The organism is Tessaracoccus bendigoensis DSM 12906 (assembly GCF_900141915.1).
Classification (GTDB): Bacteria; Actinomycetota; Actinomycetes; order Propionibacteriales; family Propionibacteriaceae; genus Arachnia; species Arachnia bendigoensis.
On record NZ_FQZG01000015.1, the window covers coordinates 1 to 23,057 of the forward strand.

The window sequence follows — 23,057 nt, forward strand, 5'->3', positions numbered from 1 at the left end:
CTGTGGTTGGGTGCGGGATTTGAGCAGGATTTGCATGTCATTGCCGAGGCTGCGGCATTGTCAGCAGACGATGCGGCGACACCCGCTTTGAGTAGCGGATCCTGCTCAAACTTCTGGGACCCGGCCCCGGCCCCGGACGCCCAGACCCGGCCACAACCGAGAGAGTCCTGAGCCCGACCCGTCCCCGATCAGCCGAAGACCACCATGTTGTTGAAGACATCCTTTTCCACCAGGCGGTACGAGCCGCCGGATCGCACCGCCACCGTCGCGGCCATGTAGCTGTGGCACCCGTTGCGGCCCGTGGCGGCCGTGTCGCATTCGGTGCGCCATTTCCGCCCACTGCTCACCCACGACACCTTGGCGCCCACCACGCCGTTGCCGCCCAGCGGGTTACCCTTCCAGAGGGCACGCGCCGACGGCGCGTACGTCAGGTTGTTGAACACCCACCCTGACGACCAGATCTCGGTGCGGCACCGTTTCGTCTGTGAATAGGCCTCGCAGGAGGTCTTCCACAGCCGTCCGTTGACGTTGTGGGTGCCGGGCGTCAGATAGACGTTGATGCTGCTCGGTGGGACGGCGGTGAGCGTCGGGTCCAGTGAGGCGAGCCAGGCCGCCCCGGTGGCGTACGTCTTGCCGGGGCTGGACGGGGTGCCGTAGAAGTTGGTGGCGCTGAAGGTCCACTCACCGGTGTCGGCCTGGGTGAAACCGATGGCGATCGTGGTGTAGGTGGCGTTGAGGATATTCGCGCGGTGCCCTGCGGACTTCATCCACCCGGCGACGAGGTCGGCGGCGGTCTCGCCACGTAAGCCGCCGACCACGTTTTCGGCCCAGTTCTGCCCGCCGAGGGCGATGTTCGGGACGGTGTTGTGCCAGATGGTGCCGTTGTTCCGGGTGGCCAGCTGGTTGGTGAACGGCTGCGTCACCCTCAACGAGATGTCCGGGGAGAAGACAAGCGGTTTGAGGCCGTTGTCGCGTCGGGCTCTGTTGTGTTCGTCGAAGATGTCGGCGATCATCTGCGCCTGTCCCTTTTGCTCCAGGGCAGGGGACCCGACGGCATGGGCCAGGGGACTGAACCAGACGGTGACGAACGAGATGATCAGGAACAGCGCACACAGCGACGCGGCGGGGCGCCGACTCAGGTAAGAGGCCATGGGGGGAGAGCCTTCGGGTCGTCTCCACGTGACGGTGGAGAGTGATTTCAACACCCACGGCGGGTGCCGAAGGTGGTTCACATCCCCCTGTTCAGTTCCCCCGGCGGGAAATATAGCCATCCCTTCCGTGCCCGGCAATTCGGGATCACCTTCCCTGAGCGGCCGGATGCGTGGACGCTATCCTGCTGCGATGGACTCCTCGGAGGTACCGACCGGACGACGCAGCGGCAGCCGCGGCGCATGGTTCGCCTTGGTCGTGGCCTTGGCGATGCACCTGGTTCTGCTGTACCGGCCCGGCTCCCCGGAACCGTCCGAAATCGAGCTCTTCCCCCACCTGGACAAGGTCGCCCACCTCGCGCTTTTCGGGGCGCCCGCGTTCCTCATCAGGCGGGTGACGACGGCCTGGTGGCCGATCATCCTGCTTGCGGTCCATGCGCCCGTCAGCGAACTGGTGCAGTACCTGTGGATTCCACGACGCAACGGGGACCCGTTCGACCTGCTGGCCGACGGCGTCGGTATCGCTCTGGGGGTCTGGGCCGCCAACCGATTCGACTAGCTAGCTAGACGCGCAGGAGAGTTGCGATACCGACGCTGCTCAGCCGCCGAGGAACCTCGACTCATAGCCGACCCGCGCCGCGTGGTCCGACTCGTGCACCTGGTCTGGCACCAACCGGCGCAACACCGCGTCCCGCAACCGCTCAGGCAGCAGATCCACGACGCGCTTGGTCGGGCCGACGTATCCCGGCACCGTCACCTCGAAGCGCGGTCGCCCGACGGTGCGCACCACGGCCCGCGCCACGTCGGCTGGCTGCAGCAGTTTCGCGGCACCCGGTGAGGTGCCGACCGCCATCGCCGTGTCGACCACCGTCGGCATGACCGCCGAGACCTTGACGCCCGAGCCCCGCAGCTCGGCGCGAACCGCCTTCAGGTAGCCGAGCGCGCCGTGCTTGCTCGCCGCATACGTCGCCTCGCCAGGGGTCGGTAGCACCGAGGCCGCGGAGGTGATCATGACGATGTGGCCCCTGCCCCTCGGCACCATCTGCCTGGCGGCGGCTTGAACCCCGTGGATGACGCCCAACAGGTTGACGTCGAGCATCGCCCGCGTGGCGCGCGCAGGCTCATCGCTGAAGGCCCCGACCCACATCACCCCTGCGCTGCCGATCAACACGTCGGGGGCACCCAGAGATTCCTTGACGGCCTCCAGGAACGCGTCGAACGAGGCCGCGCTGGTCACGTCGAGGTCGAGGCCGATCGCCGGGTCGCCCAGCTCGGTGGCGACCCGCCGGGCGGCGCCGCCGTCGAGGTCGCCGATCGCCACCCGCGCCCCCGTCAGCGCCAGTTCGCGCGCGATCTCGCGCCCGATGCCGTTCGCGCCGCCAGCGACGGCGACCACCCTGCCGGTCATGCCCGGGCCCCCGCCCTGGCTCGACCCTGTCGTCGTTCCCGCCGTAGATCCCACAGGAAATGGTCGAAGTCGACCTCCATCGTGTGACGCGGAGAGGCGTAGAACTGGCGCTTGTTGCGCTCATGGTCGCGTCGCATCGTCTGCCTCATCCGGGTCGGCGGCGGGGCGGCGTAGCGGCCGGTGAGGATCTCGGCGACCCACGCGCTCTGCGCCTCCGCGAGCGGCATGACGGCACCTACGGGTTGCAGCAGCCCGATGAAGTACAGCCCGGGAAGGTCTGGGTGGAGCGTCCGTTCGAACAGCGGGAACTCGTTGTCCTCGGGGTTGACCAGAGCGGGGTCGAGGAACGGGAAGGTGACGTTGTAACCCGTCGCCCAGACGATGAGGTCGGCCTTGGCCCGAGTGCCGTCGACGAACACGACGCCGTCGCCGTCCAGCCGCTCGACCCCGGGTCGGACGGTGACGCGACCGGCCGCGATGCAGGCCCGGATGCGGTCGGATTGCACCGGATGCGACTGGCCGGGACGGTGCGGCGGCTGCGGGAGCCCGTAGCGGGCCAGCCCGCCGGAGGTCAGCGCGCCGACCCTGAGCCGCAGCCCGGTCGCCCACCACGGTGCCCAGCCCGGGAGCATGATCTGGTCGCTGGGCTTGCCAAGTAGCCATTTGCGCAGCACCCACTGGCCGCGGCGGATCGACAGGTTGACGCTGCGGGCCCGGTGGGCGCCCTCCACGGAGATGTCCATGGCGGAGTTTCCGGCGCCGACGACGACGACGTCACGGCCGGCGAGCTGGTCGCCCGAGCGGTAGTCGTGCGCATGCAACTGGTCGCCGTCGAACGTGCCTGGGTAGGCCGGGTCGGGCCAACGCGGGTCCCAGTGGTGCCCGTTGGCCACGAGGACCGCGTCGTACTCATCGACCCGTACACCGTCGGGCCCCTCGGTGTGGACGAGCCACCTGCCCTCTTCGCCCCGCGTGACGCTGGTCACCAAGGTGTTGAACGTGATCTTGTCGCGGAACCCGAAGTGGTCGACGTAGTCCTCGAACTAGGCCTGCACCTGGTCGTGGCGGGCGTAGGCGGGATAGGTCGACGGCATCGGGAAGTCGGAGAACGCCATGCGGGCGCAGGAGGTGTTGATCTCGAGGGTCTCGTAGCAGGCCGATCGTCCGTTGGGGTTCTGGAAGAGCCAGTTGCCGCCGATCGCGCCGCCCTGTTCGAAACAGTCGAAGGGGATACCGGCCAGGTAGAGGGCCTTTGCGGCGGCGATACCGCTCGACCCGGCGCCGATCACGCAGGCGCGGGGGAGGGAACCGTCGGATCGGACCGGGGCGGTGACCGCAGCGCTGCGGTCCTTCGCCTTGACGAGGTAGGGCATGAAACGAGAGTATCGCGCCGCACATGGCGGTTGGCAAGGCATTTCGGACAGGGGGAAGCCGTAAATGGAGGTCGGCCGAAGGTGCCGCTAGTCTTGTGTTATGACGGACACCCGGCGCAGCGCGCCCGAACTGCCCGGCTACCGGGATGGCAGGCTCCATTCGATCGCCGACCGCCCGATCACCCTCTTCACCGACTTCGACGTCGATGCCTATGCGCGAAACGCGCGCGGCCGGATCAAGGTCGCCAAACCCAAGGTCAAGTCCATCCCCGCAGGGGTCCGCGACGACCTGGCCTTCCTGTGGCGGCTCGACAGCGCCGCGCTGTCCGAAACCCGTGCCCTGCTGGCGAGTTGGTCGGGCAACGAGGCCCGGATCACGGCCTTCATCGCTACCTGGGCCTATGAACGACTCTGGCTTGCGCACGCCGTGCGTGACCTGCTCACCGCCGACGGCAGCGACCTGCCCGAGCCGCTCGGCCGCGATTCGCTGTTCGCGAAGGCCCGGAACTACTACGTCGAGCACGCCCTGCCGATATTCGTCCCAGTCTGGACCTCGGTGGCCGGGGAATCCGTGACGGCCGGTCACATGGCCCGTCTCGCGGTGCAGGAGGCGTCGCTGCAGGCGGCCTACGCCGCGCTGCTGCCGCGCTTGGGCGGTGAAGGCCGCCGCGTCGTCCAGGAGATAGTCGACCGACGCGACGAGATGATCAGGTTCTTCCGGATGGAGGCCTCCGCCCGCATCTCCCGTTCGCCGCAGGAGGCCAGGATGGCCAAGCTGCACCTGTTGCAGACCTGGCGCCCCTTCAGGGTCGTCGGTGCACCCGACCCGGACGAGGAACGCGCGCTGGCGTCGATCTTCCGCACCCCGCTGGACCGGCTGAGGCTCGCCGACGCGGACGCCGGGCTACGTCGTCTGCTGATGGAGCGTCCCACCGGATTCTGGGGTGCGGCCACCCCCACCCCTGGACTACTTTCGCGAAAGGACCACAGTGGCGTTCGATCTTGAGAAGTACGCAGAGACCTCCGATCGGGTCAGATGGGAGGATCTCGACCTCGACATCTTCGACGAGCAGCCGCTCGACCAGGAGACGCTGAGGTCGCTGCGCTACATGTGCGACGTCGAATACCACACCTCCTGCTACCTGCGTGACCTGCTGGTGACGCGCTCGCACCGTGAGGATGAGGCCCGCGGCTTCATGACGACGTGGAACCGTGAGGAGTTCTGGCATGGCGAGGCGCTTTCGGCGGTGCTGAAGAAGCACGACATCTACGTCGACTACGACGAGTTGAAGGCCAAGCGCGTCAAGCTCGGGTGGCAGTTGGCGATGGGGCCGGTCAAGCAGGCGACCGGCTCGAACCTGGTCGGCGACGATTTCATCGCCGTCCATATGACGTGGGGTGCGGCCAACGAACTGTCGGCCGTTTCGGCCTACCGGCGGATGGCCGACATGCAGGACCACCCCGTCCTGTCGCCGCTGCTGGAGCGGATCGCCAAGCAGGAGACCAGGCACGTCGCGTTCTACACGACGCAGGCGCGCGCGAAGCTGGAGGAGTCGACCAGGGCGCAGAAGATCGTGCGCTGGGTGATGTCGAACGTGTGGAAGCCGGTCGGCTCCGGGATCATGGACGACAAGGAGATCCTGCACGTCATGCGCCACCTGTTTGAGGGGCACGGGGACGAGTTGGACAAGTTGGATCAGCGGGTGCAGAGGTTCCCGGGGCTGGACGGCATCACGATCTTCAAGACGGCGTTCCGGAAGATCGGCGTCGCGGTCTGAGCCTTGGGGGATTGACGCACCGACGCCGGGACACCAGCGATCGTGCGTCGATACCAGCGGTATGGCTCGATACCCGCGTTAGCGCGTCGACACCAGCGTTAGCGTCGATACCAGCGTTAGTGCGTCGACACCAGCGTTAGTGCGTCGACACCAGCGTTAGTGCGTCGACACCAGCGTTAGTGCGTCGACACCAGCGGTATGGGTCGATACCAGCGATATACGGCTGGTGACGATGGATAACGCTGGTGTCCGCTGAACAGTGCTGGTGACGCTTCGTCACTGACCGCACCCCGTGGGCGGAGCGGGTCGGGCCCGTCGTCCTGAAGGGCCACGATGGGCACTGGCCAATTCTCGTGGTGAGACAGATCAGAATCGGCCATTGGTCGATTTTCGGGAGTGCGTGCGTGGGGCCGAGCGGGGCCGAGCGGGGCCGAGCGGGGCCGAGCGGGGCCGAGCGGGATCGAGCGGGGCCGAGCGGGGCCGAGCGGGATCGAGCGGGATCGACCGGGATCGAGCGGGTCTGGTCTGGTGCGAGGATCAGCGGATGGCGACGACGTTGGCCAGACTCTCGCACGGAACGGGCTCGAACCAGCGGCGGGTGGCGACAGGCACGGGCACGGCGCGCTGCGCCGAGCCCGTGCATACCGATTGCGGCGCCGTCGGGGATCCGAAGGCTCCGCGTAGGCTCAGAAGTAGTTGGCCTCGAGGCGTTCCTCAGTCGTCCTGACGATCTCCGCGTAGTCCGCGCCCAGTTCCCTGAGCTTCGCCAGCGGTGCAATCAGTGCCTCCGGCGTCCACTCCTCTACGGCGGCCGCGGTCACCGAAAGTGCTCTCGAAGCCTCACGGGGCTTGAAGTGAGCGTCATCGAGATCCTTCTGCTTCCGGGCTATCAGCCCGGCATAGGCGGCGTCCTTCTTCTCGTAAGCCTCGATGCTCAGCTTGTCATTCGCAAGGTCATCGATCAGTGCGGCCTGAAGCCGCTTCAGTCGGATTAGTGCATCGTAGGCCGCCAAGGCCAGGTCGAACTGCGCCTCATTCTTGACATCGTCGATGCTCTGCATGAACCGGTAGAAGATCGCGGTCGCGGTAACCGCTTCACTGCCGAAGGTCTCATCGTCTTGAATGTTCACGGACGAAGCCCTCAGGAAGGCGAACAGGCCAGGGGCCAGGCGCGTCATCGAGAATGCAAGCGCGCCCGATGCGGTTGACGATGTCTTAGCTGCTTCAGCTACGCAGGTGACAAGATCGCCGTAAGCAGCAAGAGCCTTCTCCGACATTGCGGGCGCCGAAACTGAGGGTTCTTTCGCGGCAGCCACGGCTTCCAGTGCCTTCATGATTACGGCGGCGACCTTGTCGAGGCTGAACTCGCTCGTGTACTCGACCTTGATGTCCGAGTTGAAGTGAACCTGACGTCCGTCGCTAACGTTCGCCGCTTTGAAGTGCGCGTCGATCTGCGAGAAGAACTCCGCCTTGGTGGTGGCTTCGTCCCGCTTGAGCATCTCCAGCAACTTGTTGATCTGGTTGTTGGCTTCCTGGGTCTTGTCGGCGACTCGCTCGACTGACGGTGTTCTGCAGGCCATGGCTTGCTCCTTGGGTGGGTTGGGGTGGTGGGTCAGAGGTTTGGTAGGAATCGAATGAGGCGCTCGGCCGCCTGCGAAGCTTGAAACAGCCGGAATCCAGGGCTGCCGCGATGAGTTCGGACGTCGTTGAAGGCATCGTTGAACGGTGCGGTCTGCTGCGGGCCGAGAAGCACGACCTGCTGCCCGTTCTTCTCAAGTCCGATGAGGTTGTCCCAGCCGAACGGGGCGCCATTTCCGCCGTTCAAGGTAATCCAGTTCTGAACGCCGTCCCAATAGGCAAAGTAGGCGGCGAGCATTGGGGCTTGATTGGCAAGGGTTGAGGCGCTCCAGGTAGCCAGGTTCGGCGGTGGGAACGGATGGGGATTCTGCATTTGCGCAGCCAGTTGGGCAGGGGTAAATGGCATGGCGATTCTCCGCGTGGTCACGATCAAGTGTGGAGACGGTCCCAGTGCTGCGGAGCAGATCGCTCTGCGTCGGAACTGATGGGATCGGCATTGGCGCGCCGGAAAGAACAAGATGATTGTAGAAAGAATGTTGCGGCCATACCAGGTACTTTCGTGCCGCGTGGTAGGGACTATCGACCCCATGCCCCAGACGAACGACCCCTGCGGTCGGGCACTTTAGTACTGCTTGAGAGCACTGTCGGGCGGATCGTGTGGTCGACGGTTGGGTAGCCACCGTCGGACGGCGGTGCAAGACTGTCCCATGGCGAACAAACAGCAGCGCATGGACAAGGCCCTCTACGAGGCCGAACTGCTCGTGCTCCAGGCAGAGTTGGTCGCGATGCAGGAGTGGGTCAAGGAGACCGGGGCACGGGTCGTCGTGGTGTTCGAGGGGCGTGACGCCGCAGGCAAGGGTGGTGCGATCAAGCGGATCACCGAGTATCTGAACCCGCGCGTCGTGCGTGTGGTCGCGCTGCCGGCCCCCACGGAACGGGAGCGGACTCAGTGGTACTTCCAGCGCTACGTGCAGCACCTGCCTGCGGCCGGAGAGATCCGCCTGTTCGACCGCTCCTGGTACAACCGCGCCGGCGTCGAGCACGTCATGGGCTACTGCACGGCCGCAGAGCATCGTCGCTTCCTGCGCCAGTGCCCAATCTTCGAGCGCATGCTCCTGGAGGACGGCGTCATCCTATTGAAGTACTGGTTCTCCGTCTCCGATAAGGAACAGACGAAACGGTTCAAGTCGAGGCTGACCGACCCGATGCGAAGGTGGAAGCTCTCGCCGACCGACCTTGAGTCGATCACCCGCTGGGAGGAGTATTCCCGAGCCAAGGACGACATGTTCGTACACACCGACATCGACGGTGCCCGCTGGAACGTCGTCGAGTCGGAGGACAAGCGCAGCGCCCGGATAAACATGATCCACCACCTGCTCAGCTCCATCCCCTACACCCACGTCGCGCGGCCGTCGTTGGACTTCCCGAAGCGACCCGCGTCGACGGGCTACCGTCGCACCGACCGCTCACTCCAGTTCGAGGTGCCCGACTTCGCCTCCACCGTCAACGCAGACGACCTGTTGGAGCCGTACGTGGACGTCGAAGACGAGCCGCTACCCAACGGTATCGAGTGAGTCGGTTAGATCGAGTGAGTCGGTTAGATCGAGTGAGTCGGTTAGGACGAGCGTTGGGAGATCAGCCATCGTGGCGAAGGCCTCCGAAACGCCGAGGTCGAATAGTGTCTCGGCCGACAGATTGGTAGGTCCGGCCGGTGCGAACCCGAACACGGTCGCCCCTGCCGCTAGGCCCGCCGCCACGCCCGGGCCGGAATCCTCGATGACAACGGCCGTTGCCGGGTCGACCCCCAGAGACGCGGCTGCCGCGAGGTATACGTCCGGGGCGGGTTTGCTGCGTGCCATCTCCATCCCGCTGAACACGTTCTTTCCGAAGACCTCGGTCAGGCCGGCGATCCCCAGCTGCATCTCGATCTTGCCGCGGTCCGCGCCCGAAACACACGCCACCGGCAGGTTTGCAGCGATCGTCTGGACGGCGTCGACCGCTCCTGGTACCGGTTCCAGCCGCTTACGCAGCGCCGCGTCCCTGCGTGCTCGGAACCCCAGGACCCAATCGTCGTCGATGCGGACCCCCGTGTGTTCGAAGATCACCTTCCACTCGTCCTTGAAGGCCCTGCCCACGAAACGGCGGATGCACTCCTCGACGCTGATGTCCCAGCCGATCTCCTGCAGCATCTCCCGCAGAATCGAGTTGGTGATGGGCTCGGAGTCGACGAGGACGCCGTCGCAGTCGAACAGGACGCAGGAGAACCGGGAAACGGGCACGACTCAGCACCCTAACCGTCCTGAGGGGTCCTCACGAAACTGCCGCCGCGCAATCCGGTTGGTGCCGTTTTCGGAGCAGACGTAAGCTCTGCGAGCATTGAGGCATGTCTGGCGGAGTGACCTCTGAGGTGCGTGAGTTCAACCTCATCCTGGACGTATCCCTGAGGATCGGGGAAGTGCTCCTCTCTTCAGGGGCGGGTGCCGCCGACGTCATCGCGTCCATGCAGGCGGTTGCTCGACGGCTCGGAGTGAGGCGACCCGAGGTCGACGTCACCTTCACGCAGGTCTCGATGAGCTACTCCTACGACCCGGCGCAGATGCCGCTGACGCTGGTGCGCCGCGTGACGCACCGTGACATCTACTACGACCACCTGACCAGGGTGAACCAGTTGGTGTTGGACATCGTCGCGGGCCGCGTCGACCTCGCAGGGGCCCGCAGCCAGATGTCGACCATCGTGTCGACGCCGCATTCACTTCCCAGGTGGGCGGTCACCGTCGCGAGTGGGGCGATGTGTGGCTCGGTCGCCGTGTTCCTCGGCGGAGGGGCCGCCGTGGCGGTCGTCGCGTTCCTGGCAGGTGCGGCCATCGACAGGGTGATGTGGCTGCTTCAACGGCTGCGGCTCCCGGGCTTCTACGTGCAGGTCGCCGGTGGGGCTGTGGCGACCCTCTTCGCCGCCGTTGCGGCCGCCAGCGGGCTGAAGGTCGATCCCAGCCTCGTCGTCACGGCAAGCATCATGATGCTGCTGGCGGGGATCGGGTTGATGGGCGCACTGCAGGATGCCGTTACCGGGTTCTACGTCACGGCCACGGCCCGGATGATGGAGGCCCTCCTCGCGACGGCCGGGATCCTGGCAGGCGTCAGCGGTGGGCTCGGGGTCGCCGCGCTGCTCGGCCTCGACATCGGCTACCTCGAACCCGGCCGGACCGGGTGGGAGGGGCTGCCCGTGCTCGCACTCGGCTCAGCCGCCTGTGCGGGGGCCTTCGCCGTGTCAGCGTATGCGCCGTGGAGGGTGGTCGCCCCGATCGCTGCCATCGCCCTGGTCGCCGCGGGCCTTGACCGTATCGTCAGCAACATCGGCGTGTCCCGGCCGTGGGGGACTGCTGTCGCCGCGCTGTTCATCGGCCTCGTCGCCTACTCCGTCTCGGGGCGGGTGAAGGTGCCGCCCCTTGTCATCGTCGTTCCGGCCGCCGTCCCGCTCCTGCCGGGCCTGGCCATCTACCGGGGTTTGGCGCTGATGACACAGGGAACCGAGGCCAGTTCGTCGGCCGGGTTGTTGGCGATGATGACGGCGGCTTCGGTGGCGATCGCACTTGCTGCTGGCGTGATCCTGGGAGAGTGGGTCGCACAACCGCTGAAACGGGAGGCCAGGAGGTTGGAAACCCGGCTCGCGGGGCCCCGGTTGGTCGGGCCGCTGAAGTCGGGCTTGAGGAGCCGTCGTGAGAGAACGGCTGGTTGACCCGCCCGGCCCAATCGGCTGCTGGTCGAGCCGCCCGGCGAGTGCTGCGAGCAGGCGTGGTCGTTACCTCCTTGCGTAGGGTGCAGGGTCTTGACCGCCGCGTCTTTGGGGCAGTCCATAGAGATGGTTGCGTTGGTTTCGTCACGGGCCATTCGTTCCTCATGGCCCGGCTCAACCGTCGCTCGGCCCGGATCAACCATCGCTCGGCCCGGCTCAACCGTCGCTCGGCCCGGCTCAACCGTCGCGCGACCCGGCCCTCCGACCGATCCACTCAGAAGAACCAGGCGCCCCGCGTGTAGGCGACCAGACCGACCGTCGCGAACACCGTCATCGTCAACACCGTGTACGTGTGCGCCCGCTCCCGTTTCCCGACGAACGCGGCCACCATGAACGCGAACGGGAAGAAGGCCAGCGCCAACCTCGGGGTCGAGTAGTACCAGGCGTTGCTGAGGCCGATCAGCAGAGTCGCGCCGACGTAGATGGAGTAGCCGAGATAGCCCCGCCACATCAACCACACCAGCAGCACCAGCGACAGCGCCGCGAAGACGACCTCCAACCGCCAGGTGAAGATCTGGTTGGCGCTGTAATCGCCCTGCCAAGTGTTCCAGGTGGCCAGGAAGCCATCGGTGAACCCAGTGAAGTCGCGGCCCCAGCCGGTGCGCTGCACATCCATGAACGTCCAGAACGAGCCCCGGACCTTCGCCAGGTACAGGCCGTAGGCCCAGAACGGCAGCGACGCGACGACCATCGCGGCCACCGCAGAGGCCATCTTCCTCCAGCTCGGCCATGCCCGTCTGGCGAGCTCGATCGCCACCCCGAGAAGCACGAACAGGCCGACGGTGCGGGTGCCGACGGCGACCGCGGTGAACAGCGCCGCAGGCCAGGGCCGACCCTTCAACCCGTAGTAGAACGCCGGTATCGCGCCAGCAAGGAACAATGCCTCGGTGTATGGCGCGACCAGGAACACCGCGGTCGGAAACAACATCAGGTACACGACGGAGCGCTCGCCGTCGAAGCCGTGCAACTCGGCCAACCGGTAAAGGTAGGCAGATGCCACGAACGTGCCGACCGCCGAGATCAGCAACCCGGCGTGTACCGGCTCGAGGCCGACGGCGATGAGCGCACGGAGAGCCATCGGGAACAGCGGGAAGAAGGCGGGTGCGTTGCCGCCGACGATTTCGGGCCCGTAGCCTTCCTGGGCGATGGTCACGAAGTGGTGCGCGTCCCACTGCATCCAGATGTCCCATTTGAACTCGGGCTTGGTCTGTTCCGTGGTCATCAACCATTGAATTACGTAGGCCCCGATGAAGAAGGTGATCCGTGTGACGACGACGGCGATCGCCGCGGCGGCCAATGGTCGTCGCCAGCGACCCCAGAGCGACAGGCCCGAGGTGTCGGATCGTGCAGGTTGGGGTGCGGTCCCGAATCGGGGGTGGTCGTTGAGTTCGCCCCCGATCGGGTCGACCAGGTCGGCAGTCGGCACCTTGTCCCGGGCCGGTCGCAGCACGTCCCAGAGCACCGCGGCGAGAACCCAGACCTCCACGCCGACCCTCGCCAGCAGCGCGAGCCAGTAGAGCCAGTACGGCCCCGACTGCGTACTGGTGAGGGCGCCGTCGATCCAGCCCCAGACCGCCAGGGTGTAGCACACCTGGGTGATCGTCACGGCGACCAGTTCGCGGCGGAACGGGCGCGCCACGATCACCGCGAACAGCACCCACAGGCCGGTCTGGGGCGGGAAGGCCGGACCGAGGACCACCGTCGAAAGCACGACGACGGCGATAAGGGAACCGACGCGCGGTCGCCGCCCAGTGGTGCGCAGGAACCCGAAGAAGCAGCCGAGCGCGATGGCCAGAACCGCGAAACCGACCGAGCCTGCGTGCGGCTGGTCGAAGCCCCACAGTTTGGCGAGGTACCAGAGCGAGCCGAAGCCGGGCTCGGCCCCGGCCTGCCCCCGGTAGTAGCCCCAGAGGCGACCGAAATCGGTGTAAACCAGCGGGAGGTGGATCGCGAGGAACCCGGCGACCCAGGCAGCCCCGAACTTCGCCGCCGGATACCGGCCGGCCCGGAGCCCGACAGCCACGAAGACGGCGAGGCTGATCCCGATCGGCATCGTGCCCGCGCACGACGCGACCGCCAGCACCAGCGCGGCCGGGACGCTTCGTCGCGTGGCGAGCAGCGCGAGGCCGACGGCGGTCAGCGCGAGGGGGAACAGATCCCAGCTGATCAACCCGACCGCGAGCACGATGGGCGACGCTGCGATCAGGAGCGGATCCCTTGAAAGCCTGCCCGGTGTGCGTCTCCCGAAGAACCCCGTCGCGACGATCAGGGTGAGGAAGCAGACGAACAGGCCCACGGTGGTCAGGGCGAAGAAGGTGACGCTGGCGTCGACCTGGGCCTGTTGCGTCGCAGCCCCCGAAACGGGCGCGCCGAGGACGGTGGCCAGCCTGGTGGTGGCGAACACGACCAGGGCCAGGAGAGGTGAGAGGGCCAGGGCGTCGCCGTCGAACGGTGAAGCCCCGGCGCCGAGCCCGAGCGTGAGGAACGACGTCTGGACGTCGCTGTAGCAGGCGAGCAGGTACCGGTCGAAGGTGCCGGGGGTCGTCTGAACGCAGGGGACGGAGCGGAGGAACAGCAACAGGAAAAGGCCGGTTCCGGCCAACACAGACAAGCCGATCGGCGAGAGTCTGAAACGGGTTGTCGGCTTCACTGGCATAACGCTAACCGACCGGCGCGCCAGAAGGCACACCGGTCGGCAGGGGGGAGGAGGGTCAGCTGTTGAGCACCCGGACGGCGGCGCTCAGCGGCATCGAGTTCAGTGTGGTCACGCGCACCCCGGCACGCGGGTTGGCGGCGTCGACGATCTTGCCGTCGCCGATGTAGATGCCGACGTGGCTGATCGGCGAGTAATAGAAGACCAGGTCGCCCGGCTGCAGGGCCGATGCGGAGACGCGCTTGCCCGCGGAGACCTGGCTGCCCGAGGTGCGGGGAAGGGTGACGCCGACCTGCTTGTAGGCGTACGTGGTCAGCCCCGAGCAGTCGAACGCGTTGGGCCCGGCCTGGGCGTGTACGTAGCGGCTGCCGACCTTGCTGAGCGCGGCGGCCACGACCTTCTCGGCCTTCGAGCCCTCCTGCGGCACCCCGGAGATCGCGGCGGCCTTTGCCGGGATCTTGGTGACGGCCGACGTCGACGAAGACGTGAAGTTGACCATGTTGTTGAAGACCCACTTGGCGCTCTGCGAGTAGCGGCCATTCGAGCCGGAGACCACGGTGGTGAGCGCGTAGGAGCGGCAGCCGTGCTTGCCGGTGGCGGCGGTGTCACACTCGGTGCGCCACTTCCGGCCGTCCTTGGCCGTCCATGAACCGGTCTTGCCGAGCGGGTTCGAGGCCCACGAGCTGCGGGCCGAGGGCAGGTAGGTCAGGTTGTTGAACACCCAGCCCTTCGAGGTGACGTACGAGCCGCCGACCTTGGAGATCTTCTCGCCCCAGATCTTGGTGGTGCAGCGCACGATCTTGGTGGTGTACATCTCGCAGGAGGTCTTCCAGTAGCGGCCGTTGACAAGATGGTCGCCGGGCTGGGAGTAGACGTTGGTCGCGTTCGCGTGTGCCTCTCCGGCAGGCACGATCCCGACCAGACCCCCGAGGAGGGTTGCGGCCAGGGCTGCGATGGTGCGCTTGAGCATTGTCAGTTGCCTTCCGTAAGACTCTTGGGCAGGAGAAACCTAACACTATTGCTGAGAAATCCAAAGCATTGTCTCAGGGAAATTTTCGGGGTGCGAGCGTGATGAGCCGAATTACATGGGTGTAACTAAAGGCCTTCTCAGACGGGCCTTAGAAACTGGTGGCCCGGTCGCTCTGCGCGACCGGGCCACCGGTGGAAAGGCTCGTGAGTCTCAGCGTCCCCGGCGATGCTGGGCGCTGAACGCGGCAGCGCCGCCGGTGCCGCCAGACGAGGCGGCGGTTGCTGCCCCACTTCGCCGAGCGTCGCCGCCACGACGCGAGTCGCCACGTCGGGTGTCTCCACCACGAGTGGAGTCTCCGCCACGCCCACCCGCGTTGCGTGCTCCGCCTGAGCGGCAGTTACCGTCGTGACGGGTCGCGGGCCGTCCTGCGCCGCCTGAAGATGGACGGCGACGGCGGGACGGGGAACCGCCAGCCGACGCCTGAGGCTGGGGTTGCGGCTTGTTCGGATAGGCCGTCGTCTGGGCGGCCTCCGGGGTCAGGAAGGTGCGCTCGCCGGGGGCGAGGGACTCGAGCAGCGCGTCGCCCTGCTTGGCCGAGGAGATCGTCGGGGTGATCTTCGCGGCACGCATGAGGGAGCGGACCTCGCCGGTCTGATCGGGCGTGGCCAACGTCAGGACGGTGCCAGCCTTCCCAGCGCGGGCCGTGCGGCCGGAACGGTGCAGGTAGGCCTTGTGCTCGGCCGGCGGGTCGGCGTGTACGACCAGTTCGACGTCGTCGACGTGGATTCCGCGCGCGGCGATGTCGGTCGCAACCAGGGTCTGGACCGTGCCGGAATGGAACGCCTCCAAGTTGCGGGTGCGGGCGTTCTGCGCGAGGTTGCCGTGAAGGTCGACCGCGGGAACCCCGAGCTGGATCAGCTGCTTCGCGAGCTTCTTGGCGCCGTGCTTGGTGCGGGTGAAGACGATGGTCTTGCCCGGCGCCGCCGTCAGCTCGGCCAGGATGGCGACCCGGTCGCCCTTGTCAACCTTGAGGACGTGGTGTTCCATCTTCGCCACGGGCGACTCGGCAGAGTCGGCCTCATGGGTGACGGGCTGGTGGAGGTAGGCATTGACGAGCACCCCGACGCCCTGGTCGAGCGTCGCGGAGAACAGCATCCGCTGCCCCTTTGCCGGGGTCTTGTCGAGGATGCGTCGCACCATTGGCAGGAAGCCCATGTCGGCCATGTGGTCGGCCTCGTCGATGATGGTGATCGTCACGGCAGAAAGGTCGATCGCACCCTGCCCGACGAGGTCGAGGAGGCGCCCGGGGCAGGCGATCAGGACATCGACGCCCTTTGCCATGGCGCGGACCTGCGGATTCTGGTTGACCCCGCCGAACACCGTCAGGCTGGTGAGCCCGGCAGCCTTCTCAAGCGGGATGAGGGACTCCTCGATCTGGGCCGCGAGCTCGCGGGTGGGGGCCAGGATCAGCGAACGGGCCCGCTTGGGGCCGGCCTTCTTGCCGTTGGCCAGTTGGGCGACGAGCGGCAGGAGGAAGGCGTAGGTCTTGCCCGAGCCGGTGCGGCCGCGGCCGAGGACGTCGCGTCCGGCGAGCGAGTCGGGCAGCGTGGCAGCCTGGATCGGGGTGGGGATGGTGATGCCACGCTCGGCCAGGACGGCTTCGAGGGAGGCGGGCACGCCGAGGCGCGCGAAATCTGAAGACAAGAGGATCCTTAAGGAATCGGTGTCCTGCACGGCGCGCCGGTCTGGGATCACCCTTGGAGGGGCCGCGTGGCGCGGGCAATGGGGAGCCACCTCGAATCGGATGGCTGCTCGTCACCGGCGGTCCGTTGCAAGACTGGTCGGACCGCAGGGCTCAGTCTATGCGCGACGTGCAAGTTTCAACGAATCGTTGGTGCGGACGGCGTGGGATGGGCTGTGTGTGGGGGTGGCCGGTGCTGCGGGGGTTTGGGCGGGTTGCCAGGGGTCTGAGTGCGATACCAGGGGTATGGGCGCGCGTTACCAGCGATATCTCTCGTTACCAGGGGTCCGGGCGCGTTACCAGCGTTATCTCTCGTTACCAGTGGTCCGGGGGCGTTACCAGCGTTATGTCTCGTTACCAGTGGTCCGGGCGCGTTACCAGCGTTATCTCTCGATACCTGCGAAATACGGCTGGTGTCGCGCGATTTCGCTGGTGTCCGGAACGGATCCCTGGTGTCGAGCGATACCACTGGTGTCCGGAACCGATCCCTGGTGTCGAGCGATTTCGCTGGTGTCGGGAACGGATCTCTGGTGTCGAGCGATTTCGCTGGTGTCGGGAACCGATCTCTGGTGTCGAGCGATACCCCTGGTGTCCGGAACGGGTCCCTGGTGTCGCGCAAGAACCCCTGGTGACGCGTCGTCAACGACGGCGCGTCACCGGACGACCTTGTGGTCCGCCAAGTCGAAGAGCCGGGGCAGCACGCTGGCGGAGCGCAGGCCGCTGTGCTCAAACTGGCTCGTCACCCACGGCGTCACACTCGGCAGCAACGAAGCCGTCTCCATCGAATACTCGACCGGCACGTAGATGTCGTTGTAATACACCGCCGCCGCTCCCTCAGCGCCCGAGCCACGCAGCGCGTCGACGTCGTACAGCCGCGGCCATTCGTGCACGGCCAGCGCCTCGGCGACGTCCTTCCAAGGCCGCAGCGCCGGCACCGTGTCGGCCCACTCGCGACGGACGTGTTCGCCGGTCAGCAGCGTCGGGTCGGCGCGGAAGTCGTCGGGCTCGACCCGCTCCGCGGCCCAGTCGGTGACGCCACCGTCGGCGTAGCAGGACTCGTGGACGACGTAGTAGAGCGGGTTTCGGCCGCCGAAGGGGAGCGCGTCGGCGAGGTCGTAGCGGAACGCATTGGTGTTCGGGTTCTCGTCGAGGAGCGACCAGAGGCTCTGCCAGCCGTCGTCCGATCCAAGCAGCGACCCGAGCGAGCGGAGCCGCGAAACCGAGACGACCTCACCCGTCGGCAGTTCGAGCGAGCCTGACGCGGCCAGGTCGACCAGGCGTCGCACGGCATCGCGGTGCTCAGGGAATCGGCGGTAGTAGCGCTCGGAGGCGGCGCGGACCTTGTCGTAGGTCAGCGCGTACGCCTCGTCTGGCGTGCGGCCGACGGCGCTCAGCCCCCCGGTGAAGAACACCTTGTCGAGTGACTCGGCGGCGGTGCTCAGATAGCTCAACGTCGTGAATCCTCCGAACGACTGCCCCAGCGAGCTCCATTTCGGTGCCCCGAGGTGTTCGCGGATCGCTTCGGCGTCGCGGACGATCGAGTCGGCGCGGTGGTGGATGAGGCGTTCGACGAGCGCGTCGGTACCTAGCGTCAGGTCGTCGTCGGTGATGGGCGTCGACCTGCCGGTGCCGCGCTGATCGAGCATGACGACGCGGTACTTCTCGAGCGCCGCGTCGAGCCAGGACGGCGACGTCGACGCGTGGAACGGGGTCGGCGCCTCGAACCCGGGGCCACCCTGCAGGAACAGCAAGTAGGGCAGTCTCTCACCGTCGACCCGGGTGACGACGGTCGCGTGTACGTCGATCGTGCGCGCGTCGGCCGGGTCGGTCCAGTCGAGGGGCACTGCGATCGTGTGGTCGTCGACCGTCAGGTCCTGCATGCGTCGGGTGCTCACCCGCCCGACCCTAGTCGACGGGATGGGCTGGGTTGGGTCTGGCGTTGAGCACTATCCCGGGGTCGATGCCCGAAACAGCGCATGTGAACGTTCACATCGGGAACGAACCCGGAATAGTGCTCAAAGTTCACCCAACCACAGCGCCCCAGGAGATAGGGACGCGTGCCCAGTGGCAGAGTGGGCTGCATGTCTGAAACGCCCAAGTCACCCTGGCAGGACCTCGAAACCTACGTCACCATTCCCAGGCTCGTCGGGCTCACCCTCAGTCACGACGGATCGACGCTGATCGCCGCGGTACAGGGCCCCGACGCGGAAAAGACCGCCTACACCACCTCGCTCTGGGCAGTCGACCCCGCCGGCGAGCGACGCGCCGTCCGTCGGACACGGTCGGTGAAGGGCGAAGCCGCGTCGGCTTTCCTGCGCGATGGATCGCTGGTGTTCACGTCGAAGCGCGACGTCCCGGCCGTCGGTGAGGACAAGCCGAAGGACTCCACCAATGCGCTGTGGTGCCTGCCATCCGACGGCGGCGAGGCCTACGTCCTGGCCCGCCGCGACGGCGGCTACGGCTCGATCCTCACCAACGCCGACGACGACAACGTCGTGCTCGGCGTGCTCATGTTCGACGGCGCCGCCGACGACGAGGCCGACGCGGCGAAGCGGGAGCAGCGCTCCAAGCGGAAGGTCTCCGCGATCCTGCACGACGGCTACCCGGTGCGGTACTGGGACCACGACCTTGGCCCCGAACACCCCCGGCTCCGGCTCGCCCCGGTCGAGGGCGATGTCGTCGGCGACCTGACGCTCGGCGGACCGCGCGACCTCACCGGCGATGTCGGTGCCGCGCTCGGCGACGCCGCGCTGTCACGAGGCGGCCAGACGCTCGTGGCCGAGTGGAAGCGGTCCGCCGCGCACGGTGTCACCGTCAGCGAGGTCGTCCGAATCGACCTGGCCACCGGCGAGCGCACCGTCATCGCGGCCGAGGACGGCGTCGAGTTCGGCAGCCCGGTCGTCAGTGACGACGGTCGCCTCGTCGCCGTCGTGCGTAGCCTGGATTCCACCCCCACAAAGGCCGTCGACTCCAAGCTGTGGCTGGTCGACCTGGCCACCGGCGAGTCCCGGTTCGTCGCGGAGGGCTGGGACCGGTGGGGGCACCCCGTGGCCTTCTCTCCCGACGCGTCGACCCTCTACGTGGTCGCCGACGAGGACGGCGCCGCCCCCGTCTTCGCGGTCGACGTCGCCACCGGCGGGGTGCGCCGACTGACGGAGGAAGGGGCCCACCACAACGTGTTACGCAGCCCGGACGGCTCGACGTTGTATGCGCTGCGCTCCTCGTACTCCAATCCGGGCGACATCGTCGCGATCGACGTCGACACCGCGACCACCCGCGTGCTCCGGTCGCCGGTGGCGTACCCGGAGTTGCCTGGACGGGTGGAGCGGGTCGAGACGACGGCGGCAGACGGCACGCGGGTGCCCGGGTGGCTGATCGTGCCCGACGGCACCACGGACGAGGCCCCTGCGCCGCTGACGCTGTGGGTGCATGGCGGCCCGCTCGGTTCGTGGAACGCCTGGTCGTGGCGCTGGTGCCCGTGGCTGCTGGTCGCCCGCGGCCAGGCGGTGCTGCTGCCCGACCCGGCCCTGTCGACCGGGTACGGCCTCGACTACATCCAGCGGGGCTGGGGTCGTTGGGGTGCCGAGCCGTTCACCGACATCATGGCGCTCACCGACGCCGTCGAGGCGCGCCCGGACATCCGCGACGACGCGTCGGTGATGATGGGCGGCTCGTTCGGCGGCTACATGGCCAACTGGATCGCCACGCACACCGACCGGTTCAAGGGCATCGTCTCGCACGCGTCGCTGTGGAACCTGACGGCGTTCGGCCCGTCGACCGACGCGGCCTGGTACTGGAGCCGGGAGCTCAGCCCCGAGATGCTGGAGGCCAACTCACCGCACCGGTTCGCGGGAGACATCGTCACCCCGATGCTCGTGATCCATGGCGACCTCGACTATCGGGTGCCGATCAGCGAGGGGCTGGCGCTGTGGTGGTCGCTGAACGAGAAGTTCGACGGCGACCCGGCCGAGTTCCCGCACCGGTTCCTGTACTTCCCCGATGAGAACCACTGGATCCTGACGCCGCAACACGCGGTCGTCTGGTACGAGACGGTGCTCGGCTTCGCCGACGCCGTCCGGGAGGGCCGTCTTCTGGAGCGCCCCGCGATCCTGTGACCCGCGCGGTGCGGGTCTGGCGTTGAGCACTATTCCGGGTTCGATGACCGAATTGACGCCCAACTACGGCGTGTCGCGCATCGAACCCCGGATAGTGCTCAACGTTTCCCCCTCCCCAGCCAAAATCCCGGAACAATGGCCAGCCAAGGGGGAAGACATGGGATTCAACGCCGACGTGATCGTCGTGGGGGCCGGGCTCGCAGGGCTGGTCGCCGCCTACGAGGCTGGCAAGGGGGGCAACCGCGTCCTGATCCTCGACCAGGAAAACGCCCACAACATCGGCGGCCAGGCCTTCTGGTCGCTCGGCGGGCTGTTCCTGGTCGACAGCCCGGAACAGCGCCGCATGGGCATCCGCGACTCGCTCGACCTCGCCATGCAGGACTGGTTCGGCTCTGCCCAGTTCGACCGCCTCAGCGACGAGGACTCCTGGGGCGAGCAGTGGGCCAGGGCCTACGTCCACTGGGCCGCCGACGGCAAACGCGAGTACCTGCGTCGGCTCGGCTGGAGCGCCGTCCCGTTCGTCGGCTGGGCCGAACGCGGCGACGGCTCGGTTTCCGGGCACGGCAACTCGGTGCCCCGTTTCCACATCACCTGGGGCACCGGGCCCCGGATCGTCGAGCTCTTCGCGACCCGGGTGCTCGACGACGAGCGGGCCGGGCGCACCGCGTTCGGGCTGCGACGGCGCGTCGACGACCTGATCGTCGAGGACGGCGCCGTGGTCGGGGTGCGCGGTGCGATCTTGGCCGACGACGACGCGCCGCGAGGGGTGTCGTCGTCGCGGACGGTGATCGGCGAGTTCGAGGAACGGGCCGCCGCCGTGATCGTGACCTCGGGTGGCATCGGCCACAACCACGAGCTGATGCGACGCAACTGGCCGACGACCCGGGTCGGGCCGGCGCCGTCGCACCTCATCTCGGGCGTGCCCGCGCACGTCGACGGCCGCATGCTGGAGATCACCGAACGCGCAGGTGGCCGCGTCGTCAACCGTGACCGGATGTGGGCCTACACCGAGGGCATCCACAACTGGGACCCGGTCTGGCCCGACCACGCCATCCGCATCCTGCCCGGCCCATCGTCGATGTGGTTCGACGCGAACGGGCGGCGGTTGCGGGGCATGTCGGGGGTGCCTGGCGCCGACTCGATCGGGGCCATGAAGCAGATCCTCGCCACCGGGCACGACTATTCGTGGTTCGTGTTGACGCAGTCGATCATCGAGAAGGAGTTCGCGCTCTCGGGCTCCGAACAGAACCCCGACCTGACGGGCCGCGACCTCGGGTTCATGCTGCGGAGCCGACTCGCGAAGGGCGCCCCGGGCCCCGTCGAGGCGTTCAAGGAGCACGGCGTCGACTTCGTGGTGGCCGACACGCTGCCAGGCCTGGTCGCGAAGATGAACGCGATCACGCGCGGCCCCGAACTCGACGTCGCCGCCATCGAGCGTGAGATCGTCGCCCGCGACCGCGAGATGGACAACCCGTTCACCAAGGACGTCCAGGTGATGGTGATCCACAACGCGCGAAGGTCGACCACCGACAAGCTGATCCGGGTCGCGAAACCACACAAGATCCTCGACCCCGCACACGGGCCACTGATCGGGGTGCGGCTCAACATCCTGTCGCGCAAGACGCTCGGCGGGCTGCAGACCAACCTCGATTCCCAGGTGATCGGAGCCGACGGCGAGCCCGTGCCGGGGCTGTACGCGGCAGGCGAGGTCGCCGGGTTCGGGGGCGGGGGAGTGCACGGCTACAACGCGTTGGAGGGCACCTTCCTGGGAGGCTGCATCTTCTCGGGGAGGGCCGCGGGTCGCGCCACGCTCCTACCTCACTGACGACGCTGGACCCGGCGTAGCCGTGCACAAATCTCTGCATGGGTGGAGGCGGGCCCCTATAGCGAATGCCTCCACGTATAGAGAGATTTGTGTACGGTCGGCCCGGTCCGGGCGTCGATTGTCAGAACGGCGGATCGGTGTCGAGCCGACTCAACACCAGTATGTCGACGGGGCCGTCGTGGGTTCGGGCTGCCTGCCGCAGCGTGCCTTCGATCCGGAACCCGGCCCGGAGGGCGACCCCGAGCGAGGCGAGGTTGCCGGTGGCGACCCGCACCTCCACGCGGTGCAGCCCCTGCGCGAAGGCGAAGCCGGTCATCGCAAGCAGCGCCGTCGTCATCAGGCCACGGCCGCGGCCCCAGGGCGCCGACCAGTAGCCGGCCTCGGTCGAGCCGACCTTCCAGGAGGTCGTCTTCAGCCCGATCATCCCGCAGAGCCGGCCTTCGGATTCGACGGCGCGCTCGATGCCTGCCCCCGAGGCGAGTTCCTGCGGCGCGAAGTCGAAGGCGAAAGCGTGCGCGTCTTCTGGTGTGTAGGGGATCGGAAGCGGCAGCCAGGCGCGGATGGCGTCGTCGTTGCAGGCCGCGGTGATGTCGGCCAGATCTGATTCGCGGACGGGCCGGAGCCTGCCGCGGTCGAGTTGGATGACCTCGTCGGGGAACTGTGGCATGGCTTGAT

General features: G+C 67.3%; 17 protein-coding genes and 1 pseudogene. 7 read left to right on the top strand and 11 right to left on the bottom strand.

Annotated elements, in window-relative coordinates; all coding sequences use genetic code 11:
- Window positions 1-188: 188 nt before the first annotated feature.
- Window positions 189-1,151 carry a CAP domain-containing protein gene (locus tag BUC15_RS05280; protein ID WP_073186496.1) on the bottom strand — a complete coding sequence of 321 codons (963 nt, stop codon included), beginning with the start codon at window positions 1,149-1,151 and terminating at the stop codon, window positions 189-191.
- Window positions 1,152-1,341: 190 nt separating this feature from the next.
- Between BUC15_RS05280 and BUC15_RS05285 the strand changes: the two genes are divergently transcribed.
- Window positions 1,342-1,707 (top strand): VanZ family protein, encoded by a 366-nt coding sequence (locus BUC15_RS05285; RefSeq protein WP_245787898.1) that lies wholly within the window; start codon window positions 1,342-1,344, stop codon window positions 1,705-1,707.
- Window positions 1,708-1,746: 39 nt separating this feature from the next.
- Here the strand turns inward: BUC15_RS05285 and BUC15_RS05290 are convergent, their stop codons facing one another.
- Together BUC15_RS05290 and BUC15_RS05295 are read right to left on the bottom strand one after the other, a co-directional pair.
- Window positions 1,747-2,556 carry an SDR family oxidoreductase gene (locus BUC15_RS05290; RefSeq protein ID WP_073186497.1) on the bottom strand — a complete coding sequence of 270 codons (810 nt, stop codon included), beginning with the start codon at window positions 2,554-2,556 and terminating at the stop codon, window positions 1,747-1,749.
- Window positions 2,553-3,971, bottom strand: a pseudogene (locus tag BUC15_RS05295) (flavin-containing monooxygenase). Before BUC15_RS05295 ends, BUC15_RS05290 begins: the two are co-directional and overlap by 4 nt.
- Before the next feature lie 58 nt (window positions 3,972-4,029).
- On the opposite strand from BUC15_RS05295, the gene BUC15_RS05300 reads away from it, so the two are divergent.
- Both BUC15_RS05300 and BUC15_RS05305 read left to right on the top strand, forming a co-directional pair.
- A complete protein-coding gene (locus BUC15_RS05300) occupies window positions 4,030-4,935 on the top strand; it encodes a hypothetical protein (protein ID WP_073186498.1) in 906 nt (301 codons plus the stop codon).
- Entirely contained in the window at window positions 4,919-5,707 is a 789-nt protein-coding gene (locus tag BUC15_RS05305) for a ferritin-like domain-containing protein (RefSeq protein WP_073186499.1), read from the top strand. The genes BUC15_RS05300 and BUC15_RS05305 overlap by 17 nt, the downstream gene beginning before the upstream one ends.
- A 686-nt stretch (window positions 5,708-6,393) precedes the next feature.
- On the opposite strand, the gene BUC15_RS05310 is transcribed toward BUC15_RS05305, so the two are convergent.
- Together BUC15_RS05310 and BUC15_RS05315 are read right to left on the bottom strand one after the other, a co-directional pair.
- Window positions 6,394-7,287 (bottom strand): hypothetical protein, encoded by an 894-nt coding sequence (locus tag BUC15_RS05310; RefSeq protein WP_073186500.1) that lies wholly within the window; start codon window positions 7,285-7,287, stop codon window positions 6,394-6,396.
- A 32-nt stretch (window positions 7,288-7,319) separates the two neighbouring features.
- Window positions 7,320-7,718 (bottom strand): hypothetical protein, encoded by a 399-nt coding sequence (locus tag BUC15_RS05315; RefSeq protein ID WP_175558251.1) that lies wholly within the window; start codon window positions 7,716-7,718, stop codon window positions 7,320-7,322.
- 274 nt (window positions 7,719-7,992) lie between these two features.
- Between BUC15_RS05315 and ppk2 the strand changes: the two genes are divergently transcribed.
- Window positions 7,993-8,859, top strand: a complete 867-nt coding sequence (gene ppk2 / locus BUC15_RS05320) for a polyphosphate kinase 2 (protein ID WP_217652116.1) — start codon at window positions 7,993-7,995, stop codon at window positions 8,857-8,859.
- Here the strand turns inward: ppk2 and BUC15_RS05325 are convergent.
- Complete coding sequence (locus tag BUC15_RS05325) at window positions 8,839-9,564, bottom strand: HAD family hydrolase (RefSeq protein WP_073186502.1); 726 nt, start codon at window positions 9,562-9,564, stop codon at window positions 8,839-8,841. The two genes, ppk2 and BUC15_RS05325, sit on opposite strands and share 21 nt — an antisense overlap.
- A 104-nt stretch (window positions 9,565-9,668) precedes the next feature.
- Between BUC15_RS05325 and BUC15_RS05330 the strand changes: the two genes are divergently transcribed.
- The gene (locus tag BUC15_RS05330) at window positions 9,669-11,021 is read left to right on the top strand and encodes a threonine/serine exporter family protein (RefSeq protein ID WP_073186503.1); all 1,353 of its coding nucleotides are present in this window, start codon (window positions 9,669-9,671) and stop codon (window positions 11,019-11,021) included.
- A 271-nt stretch (window positions 11,022-11,292) separates the two neighbouring features.
- Here the strand turns inward: BUC15_RS05330 and BUC15_RS05335 are convergent, their stop codons facing one another.
- The 4 genes from BUC15_RS05335 to BUC15_RS05350 form a co-directional block, all read right to left on the bottom strand.
- Window positions 11,293-13,728: a mannosyltransferase family protein gene (locus BUC15_RS05335; RefSeq protein WP_139280098.1), complete on the bottom strand. Its 2,436-nt coding sequence runs from the start codon at window positions 13,726-13,728 to the stop codon at window positions 11,293-11,295.
- Window positions 13,729-13,789: 61 nt separating this feature from the next.
- Window positions 13,790-14,701, bottom strand: coding sequence for a C40 family peptidase (locus BUC15_RS19835; RefSeq protein ID WP_073186505.1), 912 nt, complete (start codon window positions 14,699-14,701; stop codon window positions 13,790-13,792).
- A 210-nt stretch (window positions 14,702-14,911) separates the two neighbouring features.
- Complete coding sequence (locus BUC15_RS05345; protein ID WP_084189381.1) at window positions 14,912-16,405, bottom strand: DEAD/DEAH box helicase; 1,494 nt, start codon at window positions 16,403-16,405, stop codon at window positions 14,912-14,914.
- Window positions 16,406-17,095: 690 nt separating this feature from the next.
- A complete protein-coding gene (locus BUC15_RS05350; protein WP_073186506.1) occupies window positions 17,096-18,322 on the bottom strand; it encodes an alpha/beta fold hydrolase in 1,227 nt (408 codons plus the stop codon).
- A 201-nt stretch (window positions 18,323-18,523) separates the two neighbouring features.
- Between BUC15_RS05350 and BUC15_RS05355 the strand changes: the two genes are divergently transcribed.
- Window positions 18,524-20,557 carry a S9 family peptidase gene (locus tag BUC15_RS05355; RefSeq protein ID WP_073186507.1) on the top strand — a complete coding sequence of 678 codons (2,034 nt, stop codon included), beginning with the start codon at window positions 18,524-18,526 and terminating at the stop codon, window positions 20,555-20,557.
- 43 nt (window positions 20,558-20,600) lie between these two features.
- Window positions 20,601-22,382: an FAD-binding dehydrogenase gene (locus BUC15_RS05360; protein WP_245787900.1), complete on the top strand. Its 1,782-nt coding sequence runs from the start codon at window positions 20,601-20,603 to the stop codon at window positions 22,380-22,382.
- A gap of 121 nt (window positions 22,383-22,503) precedes the next feature.
- Here the strand turns inward: BUC15_RS05360 and BUC15_RS05365 are convergent, their stop codons facing one another.
- Window positions 22,504-23,049, bottom strand: a complete 546-nt coding sequence (locus BUC15_RS05365; protein WP_073186509.1) for a GNAT family N-acetyltransferase — start codon at window positions 23,047-23,049, stop codon at window positions 22,504-22,506.
- Window positions 23,050-23,057 lie beyond the last annotated feature (8 nt).

Coding starts and splice junctions, on each gene's coding strand:
- BUC15_RS05280 (WP_073186496.1), bottom strand. CDS start 1,151: ATGGCCTCTTACCTGAGTCGGCGCCCCGCCGCGTCGCTGTGTGCGCTG.
- BUC15_RS05285 (WP_245787898.1), top strand. CDS start 1,342: ATGGACTCCTCGGAGGTACCGACCGGACGACGCAGCGGCAGCCGCGGC.
- BUC15_RS05290 (WP_073186497.1), bottom strand. CDS start 2,556: ATGACCGGCAGGGTGGTCGCCGTCGCTGGCGGCGCGAACGGCATCGGG.
- BUC15_RS05300 (WP_073186498.1), top strand. CDS start 4,030: ATGACGGACACCCGGCGCAGCGCGCCCGAACTGCCCGGCTACCGGGAT.
- BUC15_RS05310 (WP_073186500.1), bottom strand. CDS start 7,287: ATGGCCTGCAGAACACCGTCAGTCGAGCGAGTCGCCGACAAGACCCAG.
- ppk2 (WP_217652116.1), top strand. CDS start 7,993: ATGGCGAACAAACAGCAGCGCATGGACAAGGCCCTCTACGAGGCCGAA.
- BUC15_RS05330 (WP_073186503.1), top strand. CDS start 9,669: ATGTCTGGCGGAGTGACCTCTGAGGTGCGTGAGTTCAACCTCATCCTG.
- BUC15_RS19835 (WP_073186505.1), bottom strand. CDS start 14,701: ATGCTCAAGCGCACCATCGCAGCCCTGGCCGCAACCCTCCTCGGGGGT.
- BUC15_RS05350 (WP_073186506.1), bottom strand. CDS start 18,322: ATGCAGGACCTGACGGTCGACGACCACACGATCGCAGTGCCCCTCGAC.
- BUC15_RS05355 (WP_073186507.1), top strand. CDS start 18,524: ATGTCTGAAACGCCCAAGTCACCCTGGCAGGACCTCGAAACCTACGTC.
- BUC15_RS05360 (WP_245787900.1), top strand. CDS start 20,601: ATGACCGAATTGACGCCCAACTACGGCGTGTCGCGCATCGAACCCCGG.
- BUC15_RS05365 (WP_073186509.1), bottom strand. CDS start 23,049: ATGCCACAGTTCCCCGACGAGGTCATCCAACTCGACCGCGGCAGGCTC.